Below are 15,940 nucleotides of genomic sequence, written 5' to 3' on the forward strand. Positions count from 1 at the left end.
CCGGCGGCGGCCCGAGGCGCGCAGCGGGGGACGTCGCCCGATCAGCCGAGCTGCGACAGCCAGTAGCGCGCCGAGGTCTCCCACTGCGCGTAGGCGTCGGGGTAGGCGGAGACCTGAACGGCCTGCGCGGCCTGCGTGACCGTCATCGACTGCCAGCCCGGGATGTCGAGCAGGCCGGGGGTCACGGCGCTGTTCGGACCGGTCGGTCCGCCGAAGAACAGGCGCGCCGCGTACTCCGGGTCGAGCAGCTGACTCGTGGTGCCCCAGTGCTGGCTCGGCCGCTGCTGGAACAGGCCGACGGAGTCGAGGTGGCCGTAGGCGATGTTCGCGAGTGCCGATTCCTGCATGGCGGCCGCGAGGGCGATGACGAGGCCGCGATCGCTCACGCCGAGCGAGCGGCCGACGCGGACGATGGTGCGCGCGTTCCTCGTCATCTCCGCGTCGAGCAGCGTCACCATGCCGCGCCCCGCGACGTAGACGGATGCGGTCGGGATGGTGAGCCGGGCGTCGGGGTAGATGATCGACGACGCGTCGAGGCCGTTCGCGGCGAGGACGGATGCCGCGCTCACCCCGAACTTCGCGGCGATCGACGACACCGAGTCGCCGGTCGCGACCGTGTAGCTCGTCGGCGCGGTGCGCGTTCTCGGTGCGCTCGTCGCGGTCGGCGTGATCGACGCCGCGAGCGTGACGGCGAGAGCCGGGGCGCTCGCGCTCGCCGCCGGCACGTCGAGCGACTGCCCGGGGTAGATGAGGCTCGCGGTGCCGAGTCCGTTGGCGCGCAGCAGCGCGGCGATGCTCACGCCGAACCGGACCGCGAGCGCGGTCACGGTGTCGCCGCTGCGGATCGTGTAGCGGCGGGCGGCCACGGCGTCCGTGGTCGGCGCGGTCGGCTGCGCCCTGCTGAGCTTGAGCGTCTGTCCGGGGTAGATGAGCGACTTCCAGCCGAGCCCGTTGAGGGTGAGCACGGATGCGGTGGACAGCCCGTAGGTCGCGGCGACGGAACTGACGGTGTCGCCGGCCCGCACGCGGTAGCTGGACGGCACGGCGGGAGTCACGGCGGCGCGCACGGCGCTCACCCGCGAGGCGACGGCGCGCGTCGCGCTCTGCAGCTTCGACGTGTTCGTGCGCTTCGCGGCGGGCTCGGCGGCCTGAGCGGGGGCGGCAACGGCGAGGGCGCCGGCGACGAGCAGCGGCACCGTCGCGAGCGCGGCGGTGGCGAATCGGGGGTCGCGCGAGGCGCGCGCTCGGCGTGCGCGCTCGCGTGCTGGGGTTCGCTGGGTCACGGCGCTCTTTCGCGTCATGGTCGCCTCTCGTCCGGCCCGACGGTGGTCGGTTCACGCTGACACAGTTGGTCATCAGTGTCAATCAGTGAGGCTCATGAGGCGGGAGTTAATCTGATCGAAACATGACCTCGTCGAGACGGCGGGCCGGAGCTCGTGCCAGGCTGGAGGGGTGACCGACACCCCCAGCGCGGAGTGGCTCAGCCTTCCCGACGTCGCCGAGGCCCTCGATCTCAAGGTGACCCGCGTGCACCGCCTCATCGAGGACCGTGCCCTGCTCGCCCGTCGCATCGACGGCACACTGCGCGTGCCCGCGGCGTTCCTCGGTGAGGGCGAGCCGTTGCGCGAGCTGCGCGGCACGATCATCGTGCTCGGCGACGCGGGCTTCCACGACGACGAGATCATGGACTGGCTGCTCAGCCCGGAGGAGTCGCTCGGCACGACGCCGATCGACGCACTGCGGGCCGGGCGGAAGACCGAGGTGCGCCGGGTCGCGCAGGCGCTCGCGTTCTAGTCCTGCTCCTCGCCCGGCGGCCCGGGAGTCAGCGGGCGCGGCGCGTGACCGATTCGGCGAGGCGCGCGAGCTGCGCCTTCGACGACTCAGAGAGCGGGGCGTCGTGCAGCGACTCGATCGCCCGGCCGACCTGGCGGGCGATGATGCGCTCCACCTTCTCGACCGCGCCGCTGCCCTCGATCGAGCGCTGCATCGTCGCGATCTGCTCGTCGTCGAGCGCAGGGTCGCCGAGCAGTTCGTCGAACAGCCGGCGCGTGCTCGCCTGCAGCTCGAGCCGCGCGAGCGCGACGAGCACGGTGCGCTTGCCCTCGCGCAGATCGTCGCCGGCGGGCTTGCCGGTCTGACCGGGGTCGCCGAACACGCCGAGCAGGTCGTCGCGCAACTGGTAGGCGATGCCGAGCGGGAGGCCGAACCGGCGCAGCGCCGCGAGCTGCTCCGCGTCGGCGCCCGCGAGTGCGGCGCCGATCGTGAGCGGCGCCTCGACGCTGTACTTCGCCGACTTGTAGACGATGACGCGCTGGGCGCGGGAGAGCAGCTCCGCCTCGTCCCGGCGCAGCCAGGACACCTCCTCGAGCAGGTCGAGGTACTGGCCGAGGCTCACCTCGGTGCGCATCGTCGCGAACTCGCTCCGGGCGGCGCGGGCGCGTGCCGGGTCGCCGAGGCGGTCGAGGGCCACCTCGAACAGCTCGTCGCTCCAGCCGAGCAGCAGGTCGCCGAGCAGGATCGCTCCGGCACGCCCGAAGCCGTCGCGCGACCCGACCCACTCGCCCGCCGCGTGCAGCCGCTCGAACGAGCGGTGCGCCGCGGGCTGCCCGCGCCGCGTGTCGGAGTTGTCCATGATGTCGTCGTGCACGAGGGCGGCGGCATGGAAGAGCTCGAGGGCGGATGCCGCGCCCACCACGAGGCGCACCGCGTCATCCGTCGGCGCCGCCGGGAGCGGATCGAGCGGGTCGGCGGGCGCGCGCGTCGCCTCCCAGCCCCAGTAGCAGAACAGCGCACGGAAGCGCTTGCCGCCCCGCAGCAGGCGCCGGGCGAGCTCGACGAAGGGGTCGAGATCGGGGGAGATGGCCGAGATGCGCGTCGCCTGACCGTCGAGGAAGGCGTCGACCTCGACCTGTACGAGGTCCACTAACCGCGTACTCTCAGCCACTTGCCTAGCCTAGCGAGGCGGCGGGAGCGTACTATTCAACGCACAAGGCGTGACAGAGGGGGCCGGAATGCCACTATCCGAGCAGGAGCAGCGTCTGCTCGACGAGATGGAGCGCAACCTCTACCAGAACGACGCGGCGTTCGTGGCCTCGGTGGGTGGCGCCCGTCGCGCGTCCGCCCGCAGCATCGCGCTCGGGGTCGTCGTGGCCCTCGTCGGCGTCGTCGTGCTCATCGTCGGTGTCGTCGTGCAGCAGCCGCTCGTCGGCGTGCTCGGGTTCGTCGTCATGTTCGGCGGCGTGCTGCTGGCCGTCGCGCCGCCGCGTCGGCTGTCCCGCGCCGGTGTCGCGGCATCCGCCCGCCGGACGTCGACCGGATCGCGCCCCGCGACCACATCCTCCGCCGGCTTCATGGACCGGCTCGGCGAGCGCTGGGATCGGCGCCGCGAGGGCGACGAGCGCTAGCGCCGAGCACCGGCGGCAGCCGAAGGACCGACCATCGGGTCGGTCCTTTCGTCGTTAATGGCCCACCGATCACGGCCCCCGACGCGCCGCGCTTCGCGATCATCCTCCACTTTCCTCCCCGCCCCGGAATCCCCGCGATTTCGGGGCTTTTTGTCGTCACCCGGGGGCCAAGAGCGGCGAGGTCCTAGGTTTGTGGAGCATTGTGGAGTAAAGTGGAGGCACTGAACTCCTGTGGCCGGCGAGTGGAGGGGGTGCTGCCGTGTTCCTCGGTACGCACGCGCCCAAGCTCGACGACAAGGGCCGCGTCATCCTGCCGGCCAAATTCCGCGACGAGCTCGCGCACGGACTCGTCATCACCCGGGGCCGCGAGAAGTGCCTCGTGGTCTACAGCGCCCGCGAGTTCGAGAGCGTGCACGAGCAGCTCATGGCGAACGCCGCCGGCTCGAAGAGGGCGCGCGACGCCGCGCGCATGTTCCTCGCCGGCGCGAGCGAGGAGCACCTGGACTCGCAGAACCGCGTCACCATCCCGCCGATGCTGCGGGACTGGGCCGGCCTCGACCGCGACCTCACGGTGATCGGTGCGGGCAACCGCATCGAGGTGTGGAGCGCGGCCGCCTGGGACGCCTACTACTCCGAGATCGCCACCGCCTACGCCGAGGACGAGGAGGAGGTGATCCCGGGACTCTTCTGAGCGCCGACGGCGACCCCCCGCCGACCGCTCCCTGACTTCCCTTCCCCGGAGTCAGGCGGCGAGCGGATGGGGATCACCGCCCGCGATCGGGACCGGAGCACGATGGCAGACCGCATCCGTCACATCCCCGTGAGCCTCGAACGCAGCCTCGAGCTGCTGACCCCCGCGCTCGACGGGGACGGCGCCGTGCTCGTCGACGCCACGCTCGGGCTCGGCGGGCACAGCGAGGCGTTCCTCGAGCGCTTCCCGCGGCTCACGCTCGTCGGGCTCGACCGCGACCCCGAGGCGCTGCGGCTCGCGGGGGAGCGGCTCGCGCGGTTCGGCGACCGCGTGCACCTCGCGCACACCGTGTACGACCGGATCGCCGAGGTCGTCGCCCGGCTCGGCTTCGCGAGCGTGCAGGGCGTGCTGTTCGACCTCGGGGTGTCGTCGATGCAGCTCGACGAGGTCGATCGCGGCTTCTCGTACTCGCAGGATGCCCCGCTCGACATGCGCATGGACGCGACGAGCGAGCTCACCGCGGCGCGGGTCGTCGCCGAGTACAGCGAGAGCGAGCTGCGCCGGATCTTCTACGACTTCGGCGAGGAGAAGCTCGCCCCCCGCTACGCGAGCCGCATCGTGGCGCGGCGCGCTCTGGCGCCCATCGAGCGGTCCGGCGACCTCGTGGAGATCATCGACGCCGCGACCCCCGCCGCGGCCCGTCGCTCGGGGCACCCCGCCAAGCGCGTGTTCCAGGCGCTGCGCATCGAGGTGAACCAGGAGCTGGCCGTGCTCGAGCGGGCGATCCCCGCGGCCCTCGACGCGCTCGCCGTCGGCGGCCGGATCGTCGTGCTCGCCTACCAGTCGCTCGAGGACCGCATCGTCAAGCGCGAGCTCGCCCGGCGCTCGACGTCGACCGCGCCGCGCGGCCTGCCGATGGAGCTCCCCGAGCACCGTGCCGAGTTCCGCCTGCTCGTGCGTGGCGCCGAGCTCGCGAGCGACGCCGAGCGCGCCGCGAACCCCCGAGCCATCCCCGTCCGTTTGCGCGCCGCCGAGCGCGTCGAGCCCGTCCGGAGCCGCGCCGCATGAGCAACCTCGCCTACGCCCCGACGCGACCGCGCGTCGCCCAGCCCGCGCCGCCGCTGCGGCCGGCGCGACGCGTCGAGATCGTGCCGAACCGGGCGCTGCGCCGGGCGCGCCCGAAGCCGCTCTACGCGGTCGTCGCGATCGGCGGCCTGTTCGCGCTGTTCCTCGGCCAGCTGCTGCTGTCGATCGGCGTCTCGGATGGCGCCTACCAGATCGCCTCGCTGCAGTCCCAGAAGGCGGAGCTCGACCGCCAGCAGCAGAGCCTCTCCGAGCAGGCCGACGTGCTGTCGTCGACGCAGAACCTCGCGACGAAGGCGGCGCAGCTCGGCATGGTGCCGAGCGGCGGCACGCCGGCCTTCCTCGACCTCGCCGACGGCAGGGTGATCGGCACCTCGAAGGCCGCATCGGCGGCGACGAGCGGCGTCGCGACGCTCGCGAACTCGCTCCTGCCCGAGAGCGACCCGACGACGGATGCCGCGACGGGCGCGGTCGGCGACGCCGGGAGTGCGGGCGACACGACCGCCGGGGACCCGGCAGCCGGGGAGGCCGGGACCGCATCCGGGGAGGCACCGGCCGGAACGGCATCCGTGCCCGCCGGCACCACGGGCGCCGGCACCACTGGTGCCGGCACCACGGGCGCCGGCACGACGATCGCCGACGAGTCGCAGGACGCCCTCGGCTCGACGGGCGCGCCTGCCACGCCCACGACGACGCCGCCCGTACTCTCGACCGACGGCGGCCTGCCGACCCCCACCACCCACTGATCGCGGGCCGCGAGACGGTGTTCGCATCGCCGTGGCGCGCCGAGACCGAGGAGAGAGCATGCGGATGACGCGCTCGACCCGGCGTCGCATGCTGCTGTCCACGGTCGCGACCCTCGCCGTGATCGGCGTGTTCGTCGTGCGGCTCGTCGACATCCAGATCGTGCAGGCCGACGCGTTCAACACCGAGTCGGCCGGCAAGCGCAGCGTCGCGACCACCGTGTACGGCCAGCGCGGCGACATCGTGGACGCGAACGGCACGGTGCTCGCCGGCAGCATCATGCGCTACGACATCACGGCATCGCCGCGGAACTCGGCGGTGAGCGCGAAGTACACCGAGCAGGAGCGCACGAACGACATCCAGGCCGTCGCCGATGCGGCCGGACTGACGCCCGCCGAGGTGCGCACGAAGCTCGACACCGCGCTCGCGAAGAACCCCGAGTCCGACTACGCACTGCTCGCGAGCAAGGTCACCCTCGAGGTGCGGGATGCCGTGCGCGCCGCCCAGAAGGCGACGACGATCGGCTGGGTCTACACGCAGCCGCATCCGGCGCGCAGCTACCCGCTCGGCTCGGTCGCGGGCAGCCTCGTCGGCTTCATGGGAGCCGACGCCGCCCAGTTCGGCCTCGAGCGCAGCGAGAACGCGTGCCTCGCTGCGACGAACGGCTCGAGCACCTACGAGCGCAGCCTCGACGGCGTGCAGCTGCCCGGCAGCGAGGTCGTCGACCGTCCCGCGAAGAACGGGGGCACCCTCAAGCTCACGATCGTCAGCGACCTGAACTGGTTCGCGCAGCAGGCCATCACCCGGTCGGCGCAGAGCCTGCAGGCGAAGTGGGCGACCGCGGTCGTGGTGCGGGTCAAGGACGGGCACCTGATGGCCGTCGCGGACTACCCGTCCGTCGACCCCAACGACGTCAACGCGAGCGACCCGGACGACATCCGCTCGACGTCGTTCGCCACGAGCTACGAGCCCGGGTCGACGCTCAAGGCCATGACCGCCGCGATGCTCATCGACCAGGGCAAGGCGACCCCGTACACGCGGGTCACGGTTCCGGGCATCTTCAACACCCGCGGCGGCTACATCAAGGACGTGTTCGCGCACGGGACGATGAACTGGACGCTCACCGGCATCATGGTGAACTCGTCGAACATCGGCATCTCCGAGCTCACCGACCGCGTCAGCAAGCAGAAGCGCTACGAGTACATGCTGAAGTTCGGGCTCGGCAAGAAGACCGAGGTGGGCTTCAACGGCGAGGCGAGCGGGCAGCTCGCGCCCGCCGACAAGTGGGACAACCTGACCAACTACGCCGTCTCGTTCGGTCAGGGCGTCGCGGCGACGAGCGCGCAGGTCGCCTCGATCTACCAGACGCTCGGCAACGGCGGGGTGCGGATGCCGCTCACGCTCGTCGAGGGCTGCGAGCAGCCCGACGGCACCGTGACCGACGTGCCGACCGGGTCCGGCGAGCGGGTCGTGTCGACCAAGGCCGCGAACACGGTCGTGAACATGCTCGAGAACTTCGTCACGCAGGCCTCGATGTCGCCGCTGGTCACCATCCCCGGCTACGACCTCGCCGCGAAGTCGGGCACGGCCCAGGTGGCGAAGCCGGGCGGCGGCTACGGCAACGACCGGGTCACCTCGATCGCGGGTCTCGTCTCGGGCGACGACCCGCAGTACGCAATCGTCGTGACCATGGGCATGCCGCAGACGAACAAGGCGTCGTCGGCCGTCGCGCCGGTGTGGCACGACATCGCGGAGCAGGTCATCAAGACCTTCCGGGTGAAGCCGTCGACGAAGCCGGTGCCCACGCTGCCGGTGTCCTGGTGACCGGTATGGTGGTGAGCCCACCGACGAAGGGAAACCGCCACCCGTGACGGACCGGATTCCGCCGGTGCTCCGGCCCGAGCATCCGATATCCCGCCCCCTGAGCGGACTCCTCGACGCCTTCGAGCTCGAGGCCGAGGGCGCCGCCGAGGGCGTCGAGCTCGCGGGTGTCACCCTCTCCACGGGCGACGTGCAGCCCGGCGACCTGTTCGTCGGCATCGCGGGCGCGCACGCCCACGGCGCGTCCTACGCCGCCGACGCGGTCGAGAAGGGCGCGGTCGCCGTGCTCACGGATGCCGCGGGCGCCGCGATCGCGCGGGCAGCGCTCGGAGAGACCGCGGTGCCGATCGTCGTGGTCGACGACCCGCGGGCCGCGCTCGGCGAGATCTCCGCCTGGGTCTACCGCACCCGCGAGCGGCCGCCGCTACTGTTCGGCACGACCGGCACGAACGGCAAGACGACGACGAGCTACCTGCTCGAGGCGATCCTCAAGCAGCTCGGGCTCGTCACCGGGCTGAGCTCGACGGCCGAGCGGCACATCGGCCCGCTCACCGTCGTGAGCCGGCTCACGACGCCCGAGGCGAGCGAGATGCACGCCCTGCTGGCCCGGATGCGGGAGAGCGAGGTGCGCGCGGTCGCCGTCGAGGTGAGCGCGCAGGCGCTCAGCCGGCACCGCGTCGACGGCCTGTGGTTCGACGTCGTCGGCTTCACGAACCTCAGCCACGACCACCTCGACGACTACGCGAACCTGGAGGAGTACTTCCAGGCGAAGCTCGCGCTGTTCGATCCGGACCGGGCCGGCCGCGGTGTCGTGCTGCTCGACTCCGGCTGGGGCGAGCGGGTCGTCGAGGGCAGCCGCATCCCGGTCACGACGCTCACCGCCGACCCGGCGTTCGACGCCGAGTGGCGCGTCGCGATCGACGACGAGCGACCGGAGTACACCGCGTTCACCGTGACCGGGCCGCAGGGACGCGCGCTGACCACCCGCGTGCCCCTCATCGGACGGCACATCGCCGCGGATGCCGCGCTCGCGATCGTCATGCTCGTCGAGGCCGGCTTCGACCTCGGCGCGATCGACCACGCGCTCTCCGGCGGCATCGACGCGTACCTGCCGGGACGCACCGAGCGGGTCTCGGGCGACGCCGGACCGACCGTCTACGTCGACTTCGGCCACAGCCCCGACGCCTTCCTGCGCACGCTCCAGGCGGTGCGCGCCGTCACGCCGGGGCGCGTGATCATGCTGTTCGGGGCGGACGGCGACCGGGACAAGACCAAGCGTCACGAGATGGGCCGGGTCGCGAGCGAGTACTCCGACCTGCTCGTGATCACCGACCATCACCCGCGCTTCGAGGACCCCGACGCCATCCGCGCCACCCTGCTCGAGGGCGCGGCCCTCGCCGAGCACCCGGCCGAGACGCACGAGTACAGCCCCCCGGAGCGCGCGATCCGCGAGACCGTCGCCCTCGCCAAGGAGGGCGACGCCATCCTCTGGGCGGGACCGGGTCACCAGGACTACCGCGACATCCGCGGCGAGCGCACCCCCTACTCGGCGCGCGAGCTCGCGCGCCAGGCGCTGGCCGAGGCGGGCTGGTCGTGACGGTCGTCACGACCGGGCAGCTCGTCGCCGCGCTCGACTCCGGCGCGGGCGCGCCCGGCGGAGAGCTGCTCGTCGACGCGACCGAGGACCGGTCGTCGTCCGCGCTGCTCGCCGGCCTCAAGGCGCTCGCGGAGATCGGCCGCACCGGACGCCGCACGGTCGCCGTCGTCGGTCCCGTCGCGGGCGCCGACTGGGAGGAGCACGACCGCATCGGGCGCATCGTGGTGCGCCTCGACATCCGCTCGCTCGTGGCCGTCGGCGACGCCACCCGACACCTCAGCACGGCGGCGGGACTCGAGGGCTCGTGGGACGGCGAGGCCGTGCTCGTGGCGGATGAGGCCGCCGCCTACGATGAGGTGCGCGCGGGACTGCTGCGCGCGGACTCGATGGGGGATGACGTCGTGCTCGTGACCGTGCCGGCCGTGCTCGAGCGACTGGCGATTCGGGCGGTGACACGGTGAACGCGCTCCTCATCGGCGGCGCCATCTCGATGGTGTTCACGCTGTTCGGCACCCCGCTGTTCGTGCGGCTGTTCCGCCGGATCGGCTGGGGGCAGTTCATCCGCGACGACGGGCCGCAGTCGCACCACTCGAAGCGCGGCACGCCCACGATGGGCGGCATCGTCTTCCTGCTCGGCGCCGTGGTCGGCTACTTCGCCGGTCACCTCATCGCGCGCGAGCCGCTCGGCACGGCGTCGCTGCTCGTCATCTTCCTCACGGTCGGGCTCGGGCTCGTCGGCTTCGTCGACGACTTCCTCAAGGTGCGCAACCAGCGCAGCCTCGGCCTCGGCGGCTGGTCGAAGGTGCTCGGCCAGGTGATCGTCTCGACCGCGTTCGGCTTCCTCGTGCTGATGTTCCCCGACGAGCACGGCGTCACCCCGGCGGGGCGGATCGTCGCAGGCGAGCCGGTCGTGTTCATCTCCGGCACGCGCGACATCCCGTGGCTCAACCTGTTCTTCGCGGGCACGGTCGTCGGCGTCGTCCTGTTCCTGCTCTGGGTCAACGTCATCGCGGTGAGCGCCTCCAACGGGGTCAACGTCACCGACGGCCTCGACGGCCTCGCGACCGGCGCCACGATCCTGGCGCTGACCGGCTACATCGTGATCTGCTTCTGGCAGTTCAACCAGTGGTGCGACAACCCGACGGTGGACCAGACCCGGTGCTACACGGTGAGCGGACCCCTCGATCTCGCGATCGTCGCGGCGTGCCTGGCCGGCAGCCTGATCGGGTTCCTGTGGTGGAACACCAGCCCGGCGCAGATCTTCATGGGCGACTCGGGCTCGCTCGGGCTCGGCGGCGCGGTCGCGGCGCTCGCCATCCTCAGCCGCACCGAGCTGCTGCTCGTGGCGCTCGGCGGGCTGTTCCTCATCGTCACCGGCAGCGTCATCGTGCAGCGCGGCTTCTTCAAGCTCACCCGCTGGCGCTACGGAACCGGCCGGCGCATCTTCCTGATGAGCCCGATCCAGCATCACTTCGAGCTGAAGGGCTGGGCCGAGGTCACGATCGTCGTGCGGTTCTGGCTCATCGAGGGACTGTTCGTGGCGCTCGGCGTCGGGCTGTTCTATCTGGAGTGGTCGCGGGCGTGACCACCGCCGGCGCTCGCGACCCGCACGCCCTGACGAGCTGGCACGCGGACTGGTCGGGACTGCGCGCGCTCGTCGTCGGCCTCGGCGCGGCCGGCTTCGCGGCGGTCGACACGCTCGTCGAGCTCGGCGCCGACGTGCTCGTCGTGGCGGAGCACGCGACGGATGACGCGCTCCGGCTCGTGGACGTCATCGGTGCGCGGGCGGTCGTCTCCGCGCTCGAGCCGCCGCCCGGCGCGGTCGCGGCGTTCGACGCGCAGCTCGTCGTCGTCTCGCCCGGTGTCGCCCCGGACGCGCCCCTGCTCGTGGCGGCGCGCGAGGGCGGCATCCCGGTGTGGGGCGACGTGGAGCTCGCCTGGCGGGTGCGCGACAAGGTGCGCGCCGCCGAGTGGCTCGCCGTCGGGGGAGCGGGTGCGACCCTCGCGACCGACCTGCTGCTGCACGTGCTCGCGGCGAACGGCGTGCGCGTCGCGGTCGTCGGCGACGACGCGCCGGCCGTGCTCGACGCCGTGCGCGACCCGGGCGGCTTCGACGCCCTCGTCGTGCAGCTCGGCGAGCGCCAGCTGCGCCACGCGGCCGACTGGCCGGTGTCGCCGCTCGCGGGCGTCGTGACCGCCGCGGGCGACGCCGTTCCCGCGGTGCTCGGGCGGCTGTACGCCAACACGCGCCTCGCCTGCGTCTACAACAAGGCGGACCTCGCCACGCAGCGGATGGTGGAGGACGCCGAGGTCGTCGAGGGCGCGCGGGCGGTGGGCTTCGACGCCGGCACGCCCGGGCCGAGCGACCTCGGCGTGGTCGACGGCATCGTGGTCGACCGCGCGTTCCACGACGACCGGCACCGCAGCGCACTCGAGCTGACCACCCGCGGCGAGCTCGAGGCGGTCGGCCTCGGGGACGGCGCCGGGCTCACGGCGGTGCTCGCGGCATCCGCCCTGGCCCGCGCCGTCGGCGTGCCGCCGGGCGCCATCGGCGCGGCGATCGCGACGTTCGCGTCGCGTCGCGAATGAGCGCGCCGAATCGGATCGCGCGTGTCGCCGCGACACGCGTCGCGGCTGCGGGCCGCGAGCTCCGGCGCCCCGGACACTGGAGGGGCGCGTCGGCATCCGTCCGGCCGCGGGAGGGCGACGGATGACGAGCACGGTGCGCGCTCCCGGCATGCGGCGGCCGTCGACCCAGCCGCCGCCCCGCCGCACCGCGCCCGCCCGGGCCGCCGCCGGTGCCGCGGACGGATCGCGCGCGGTCGTCGCCGTGCGCCGCGTGTTCGCGTCGGAGGGGCGGGACTACTTCCTGCTGCTCGGCGTGACGCTGTTCCTCGTCATCTTCGGTCTCGTCATGGTGCTCTCGTCGTCGTCCGTCGAGTCGTACGCGAAGACCGACAACGCGTTCGCGTTCTTCCTGCGACAGGGCATGTTCGCGCTCGTCGGCGTCCCCGCGATGCTGCTCGCGGGCGCGCTGCCACTGCGGTTCTGGGCGACCTGGGCGGGCCGGGCCATGCTCATCGGCGTCGCCCTGCAGCTGCTCGTGTTCACGCCGCTCGGTGACGATGCGGGCGGCAACCGCAACTGGATCAGCGTGGGCGGCTTCACGGCACAGCCCTCGGAGTTCATCAAGGTCGGCCTGTGCCTGTGGCTCGCCTGGATCCTCACCCGCAAGGCCGAGCTCATCGGCGACTGGCGGCACCTGCTGCTGCCGATCGGGCCGGTCGCCGGCCTCGCGATCGCGCTCGTGCTCGCGGGCGCCGACCTCGGCACCGCGCTCATCCTGCTCATGATCGTGTTCGGCGCGATGTACTTCGCGGGCGTGAAGCTGCGCTACCTGCTCACGTCGGGCGTCCTCGTCGCGATCGGCGCGTCGCTCCTGGCGCTGTCGGGCGGCTCGCGGGTGCGTCGCATCTCCTGGTGGATCAGCGGCTGCACCGTGCAGGACTACGACCAGCGCGAGTGCTGGCAGCCGTTGCACGGCACCTGGGCGCTCGCGGCGGGCGGGCCGTTCGGCGTCGGCCTCGGCAACTCGAAGTCGAAGTGGTCGTGGCTGCCGGCGGCCGACAACGACTACATCTTCTCGATCATCGGCGAGGAGCTCGGCCTGGTCGGCGCGGTCGTCGTGCTGCTGCTCTTCGTCGTGCTCGCGATCGCCATGCTGCGCATCATGCGCGACACCGTCGAGCCGTTCCCGCGCCTCGTCGTCGGCGGCGTGATGACCTGGATCATCGGCCAGGCGCTCGTCAACATCGCGGTCGTGCTCGGCCTGCTGCCGGTGCTCGGGGTGCCGCTGCCGCTCATCTCCGCGGGCGGATCGTCCCTCGTCATGGTGCTCGTCGCGATCGGCATCGTGCTGTCCGTCGCGCGCGACAACAAGCGCCGCGAGATCGGGCTCGCGTGACGACCCACCTGCTCGCCGGCGGGGGGACCGCCGGCCACGTCAACCCGCTGCTCGCGGTCGCCGACCGCATCCGCGACCGCGACCCGGACGCCCGGGTGCTCGTGCTCGGCACCGCGGAGGGCCTCGAGTCGCGGCTCGTGCCCGAGCGCGGCTACGAGCTGCTGACGGTCCCGCGCCTGCCGTTCCCGCGCCGCCTGAACGCCGCGGCGGTGCGCTTCCCGGATGCCTGGCGCCGCTCCGTCGCGCTCACCCGGCGCTACCTGCGCGAGCGCGGCGTCGACGTCGTGGTCGGCTTCGGCGGCTACGCGTCCGCGCCGGCGTACCTCGCGGCGCGCGCCGAGCGGGTGCCGTTCGCGCTGCACGAGGCGAACGCGAAGCCCGGCATGGCCAACCGTCTCGGCGCGCGGTTCACCCCGTTCGTGGGCGTCGCGTTCCCCGGTACGCCGCTGCCACACCCGACCGTCGTCGGCATGCCGTTGCGGCGTGAGATCGAGTCGCTCGACCGCGCGGCGTCGCGGCCGGAGGCGCTCGCGGCCTTCGGCCTCGACGCCGGCCGACCGGTGCTGCTCGTGACGGGCGGCTCGCTCGGCGCACGGTCGATCAACAGCGCGGTCGGCCGATCCGTCGACGCGCTGCTCGGCTCGGGCTGGCAGGTGCTGCACGTGACCGGCCAGAACGCCGACCTGCCCGACCCCGAGCGCGACGGCTGGCGGACGCTGCCCTACTGCGACCGGATGGACCTCGCGTTCGCGGCGGCCGACTTCGTCATCTCGCGTTCGGGCAGCGCCACGGTGTCCGAGCTCACGGCCGTCGGTCTGCCCGCCGTCTACGTGCCGTACCCGGTCGGCAACGGCGAGCAGCGGTTCAACGCCGCGGGCGTCGTGGCGGCCGGCGGAGCACTGCTCGTGCTCGACGCCGCGTTCACCCCCGCGTGGATCGCGCAGACGCTCGTGCCGCTGCTCGGCGACCGCGAGCGCATCGCGGCGATGGCCGAGCGGTCGCGTGCGACGGGACGGCTCGACGGCGCCGACCGGATGACGGACCTCGTCGAGCGCGCACTCGGCACGGCGTCCCTGGGTAGGGTGAAGCGCCCATGATCAAGCCCGACCTCTCCCTGCCGCTGCCCGACGACATCCGCTCCCCGCACTTCGTCGGCATCGGCGGAAGCGGCATGAGCGGCATCGCACGGATGTTCCTCGAGGCCGGGCACGCCGTCTCCGGCTCCGACCGCAGCGAGAACCACCACACCGAGGACCTGCGCGCGCTGGGCGCGGCGGTCTCGATCGGCCACGCCGCCGAGAACCTGCCCGCCACGGCCGACGCGCTCGTGTTCACCGGAGCGCTGTGGCCCGACAACCCCGAGTACCTCGCGGCGCTCGAGCGCGGCATCCCCGTGCTGCACCGCTCGCAGGCGCTCGCCTACCTGATCCGGTCGTCGCGGCTCGTCTCCGTCGCGGGCGCGCACGGCAAGACGACGTCCACGGGCCTCATCGTCACGGCGCTCGCGGAGATCGGCGTCGACCCGAGCTACGTCAACGGCGGCGTGATCCAGGCCTTCGGCCGCTCGTCGCGGCGCGGCGGCGGCGAGCTCACCGTGATCGAGGCGGATGAGTCGGACGGCTCGTTCCTGCTCTACGACACCGCGGTGGCGCTCATCACGAACGTCGACACCGACCATCTCGACCACTACGGCTCGCCCGAGGCGCTCGACGCGGCCTTCGTGCGCTTCGCGGACGCCGCCTCCGAGCTCGTCGTCATCTCGAGCGATGACCCGGGCGCGCAGCGCGTGCGGGCCGCGCTCTCGCATCCTCGCGTCGTGACCTTCGGCGAGGCGGCGGACGCCGACGTGCGCGTGCACGACATCGAGGCCGCGGGCCCCGTGCGCTTCCGGATCACCGCGGCCGGTCGCGAGTACGCGGGCGCGCTGCGGGTGCCCGGCCGGCACAACGTGATCAACGCCGCCGGCGCGTTCGCCGTGCTCACCGGCCTCGGCTTCGAGCCCGAGGACGTGCTCGCGGGCCTCGCGGGCTTCGGCGGCACCGAGCGCCGCTTCGAACTGCACGGCGTCGTGCGCGGCGTGAGCGTATACGACGACTACGCGCACCATCCGACCGAGGTCGCGGCGGCGCTCGCCACGGCGCGCAGCGTGCTCGGCGACCGGCGCCTCATCGCGATCCACCAGCCGCACCTGTACAGCCGCACCCGGCTCATGGCCGGCGACTTCGCCCGCGTCTACGAGCAGCTCGCCGACCACACGATCGTGCTCGACGTGTTCGGCGCGCGCGAGGACCCCGTGCCCGGCGTCACCGGCGCGCTCGTATCCGAGCGGTTCGCCGATCCGGCCAAGGTCGACTTCCTGCCCGACTGGCAGCAGGCCGCCGAGCGCGCGGCCGCTCTCGCGCGCGCGGGCGACCTCGTCATGACGCTCAGCTGCGGCGACGTGTACCGGATCATCCCGCGGGTCCTCGCCGCTCTCGAGGCCGTTCCCGGCGGGCACCCGGCGCCGGAGGCCTGACCGTGGCGGCGAGCTCGTGAAGCGCCCCGAGGGCTTCGACCCGCCGGCCGCCGCCCCCGAGCGCGCGTCGGCGCGCCCGGCGCGGGCCGCACGGGCCGCACGGCCGACGAGCGCCCCGGCC

The 15,940-nt window shown here is 73.0% G+C and carries 15 protein-coding genes; 13 read left to right on the forward strand and 2 right to left on the reverse strand.

What is annotated here, in order from left to right; all coding sequences use genetic code 11:
- Nucleotides 1-41: 41 nt before the first annotated feature.
- The gene (locus QT381_RS08645; RefSeq protein WP_289248499.1) at nt 42-1,301 is read right to left on the reverse strand and encodes a LysM peptidoglycan-binding domain-containing protein; all 1,260 of its coding nucleotides are present in this window, start codon (nt 1,299-1,301) and stop codon (nt 42-44) included.
- A 151-nt stretch (nt 1,302-1,452) separates the two neighbouring features.
- Here QT381_RS08645 and QT381_RS08650 point away from each other — a divergent pair, with 151 nt between their 5' ends.
- Complete coding sequence (locus tag QT381_RS08650) at nt 1,453-1,794, forward strand: Rv2175c family DNA-binding protein (RefSeq protein ID WP_289248500.1); 342 nt, start codon at nt 1,453-1,455, stop codon at nt 1,792-1,794.
- Between the two features lie 28 nt (nt 1,795-1,822).
- Here QT381_RS08650 and QT381_RS08655 read toward each other — a convergent pair whose 3' ends face one another.
- Nucleotides 1,823-2,944, reverse strand: a complete 1,122-nt coding sequence (locus tag QT381_RS08655) for a polyprenyl synthetase family protein (protein ID WP_289248502.1) — start codon at nt 2,942-2,944, stop codon at nt 1,823-1,825.
- A gap of 67 nt (nt 2,945-3,011) precedes the next feature.
- On the opposite strand from QT381_RS08655, the gene QT381_RS08660 reads away from it, so the two are divergent.
- The 12 genes from QT381_RS08660 (at nt 3,012) to murC (ending at nt 15,819) form a co-directional block, all read left to right on the forward strand.
- Nucleotides 3,012-3,404: an SCO2097 family morphological protein gene (locus QT381_RS08660; protein ID WP_289248503.1), complete on the forward strand. Its 393-nt coding sequence runs from the start codon at nt 3,012-3,014 to the stop codon at nt 3,402-3,404.
- A 259-nt stretch (nt 3,405-3,663) separates the two neighbouring features.
- The gene (gene mraZ / locus QT381_RS08665; RefSeq protein ID WP_289248504.1) at nt 3,664-4,095 is read left to right on the forward strand and encodes a division/cell wall cluster transcriptional repressor MraZ; all 432 of its coding nucleotides are present in this window, start codon (nt 3,664-3,666) and stop codon (nt 4,093-4,095) included.
- A gap of 102 nt (nt 4,096-4,197) precedes the next feature.
- The gene (gene rsmH / locus QT381_RS08670) at nt 4,198-5,163 is read left to right on the forward strand and encodes a 16S rRNA (cytosine(1402)-N(4))-methyltransferase RsmH (RefSeq protein WP_289248505.1); all 966 of its coding nucleotides are present in this window, start codon (nt 4,198-4,200) and stop codon (nt 5,161-5,163) included.
- Nucleotides 5,160-5,924 (forward strand): cell division protein FtsL, encoded by a 765-nt coding sequence (gene ftsL, locus QT381_RS08675; RefSeq protein ID WP_289248506.1) that lies wholly within the window; start codon nt 5,160-5,162, stop codon nt 5,922-5,924. Before rsmH ends, ftsL begins: the two co-directional genes overlap by 4 nt.
- 64 nt (nt 5,925-5,988) lie before the next feature.
- The gene (locus QT381_RS08680; protein WP_289248507.1) at nt 5,989-7,746 is read left to right on the forward strand and encodes a peptidoglycan D,D-transpeptidase FtsI family protein; all 1,758 of its coding nucleotides are present in this window, start codon (nt 5,989-5,991) and stop codon (nt 7,744-7,746) included.
- A 43-nt stretch (nt 7,747-7,789) separates the two neighbouring features.
- Nucleotides 7,790-9,340 carry a Mur ligase family protein gene (locus QT381_RS08685; protein ID WP_289248508.1) on the forward strand — a complete coding sequence of 517 codons (1,551 nt, stop codon included), beginning with the start codon at nt 7,790-7,792 and terminating at the stop codon, nt 9,338-9,340.
- Entirely contained in the window at nt 9,337-9,801 is a 465-nt protein-coding gene (locus QT381_RS08690; protein WP_289248509.1) for a hypothetical protein, read from the forward strand. Before QT381_RS08685 ends, QT381_RS08690 begins: the two co-directional genes overlap by 4 nt.
- The gene (mraY, locus tag QT381_RS08695; RefSeq protein ID WP_289248510.1) at nt 9,798-10,925 is read left to right on the forward strand and encodes a phospho-N-acetylmuramoyl-pentapeptide-transferase; all 1,128 of its coding nucleotides are present in this window, start codon (nt 9,798-9,800) and stop codon (nt 10,923-10,925) included. Before QT381_RS08690 ends, mraY begins: the two co-directional genes overlap by 4 nt.
- Complete coding sequence (locus QT381_RS08700; RefSeq protein WP_289248511.1) at nt 10,922-11,929, forward strand: Mur ligase family protein; 1,008 nt, start codon at nt 10,922-10,924, stop codon at nt 11,927-11,929. The genes mraY and QT381_RS08700 overlap by 4 nt, the downstream gene beginning before the upstream one ends.
- A 121-nt stretch (nt 11,930-12,050) precedes the next feature.
- On the forward strand, nt 12,051-13,304 hold the full coding sequence (ftsW, locus tag QT381_RS08705) for a putative lipid II flippase FtsW (protein ID WP_289248512.1): 1,254 nt from the start codon (nt 12,051-12,053) through the stop codon (nt 13,302-13,304).
- On the forward strand, nt 13,301-14,401 hold the full coding sequence (locus QT381_RS08710; protein WP_289248513.1) for a UDP-N-acetylglucosamine--N-acetylmuramyl-(pentapeptide) pyrophosphoryl-undecaprenol N-acetylglucosamine transferase: 1,101 nt from the start codon (nt 13,301-13,303) through the stop codon (nt 14,399-14,401). The genes ftsW and QT381_RS08710 overlap by 4 nt, the downstream gene beginning before the upstream one ends.
- Nucleotides 14,398-15,819: a UDP-N-acetylmuramate--L-alanine ligase gene (murC, locus tag QT381_RS08715; RefSeq protein WP_289248514.1), complete on the forward strand. Its 1,422-nt coding sequence runs from the start codon at nt 14,398-14,400 to the stop codon at nt 15,817-15,819. The genes QT381_RS08710 and murC overlap by 4 nt, the downstream gene beginning before the upstream one ends.
- Nucleotides 15,820-15,940 lie beyond the last annotated feature (121 nt).

Source organism: Galbitalea sp. SE-J8, assembly GCF_030345695.1.
GTDB lineage: Bacteria > Actinomycetota > Actinomycetes > Actinomycetales > Microbacteriaceae > JAUASV01.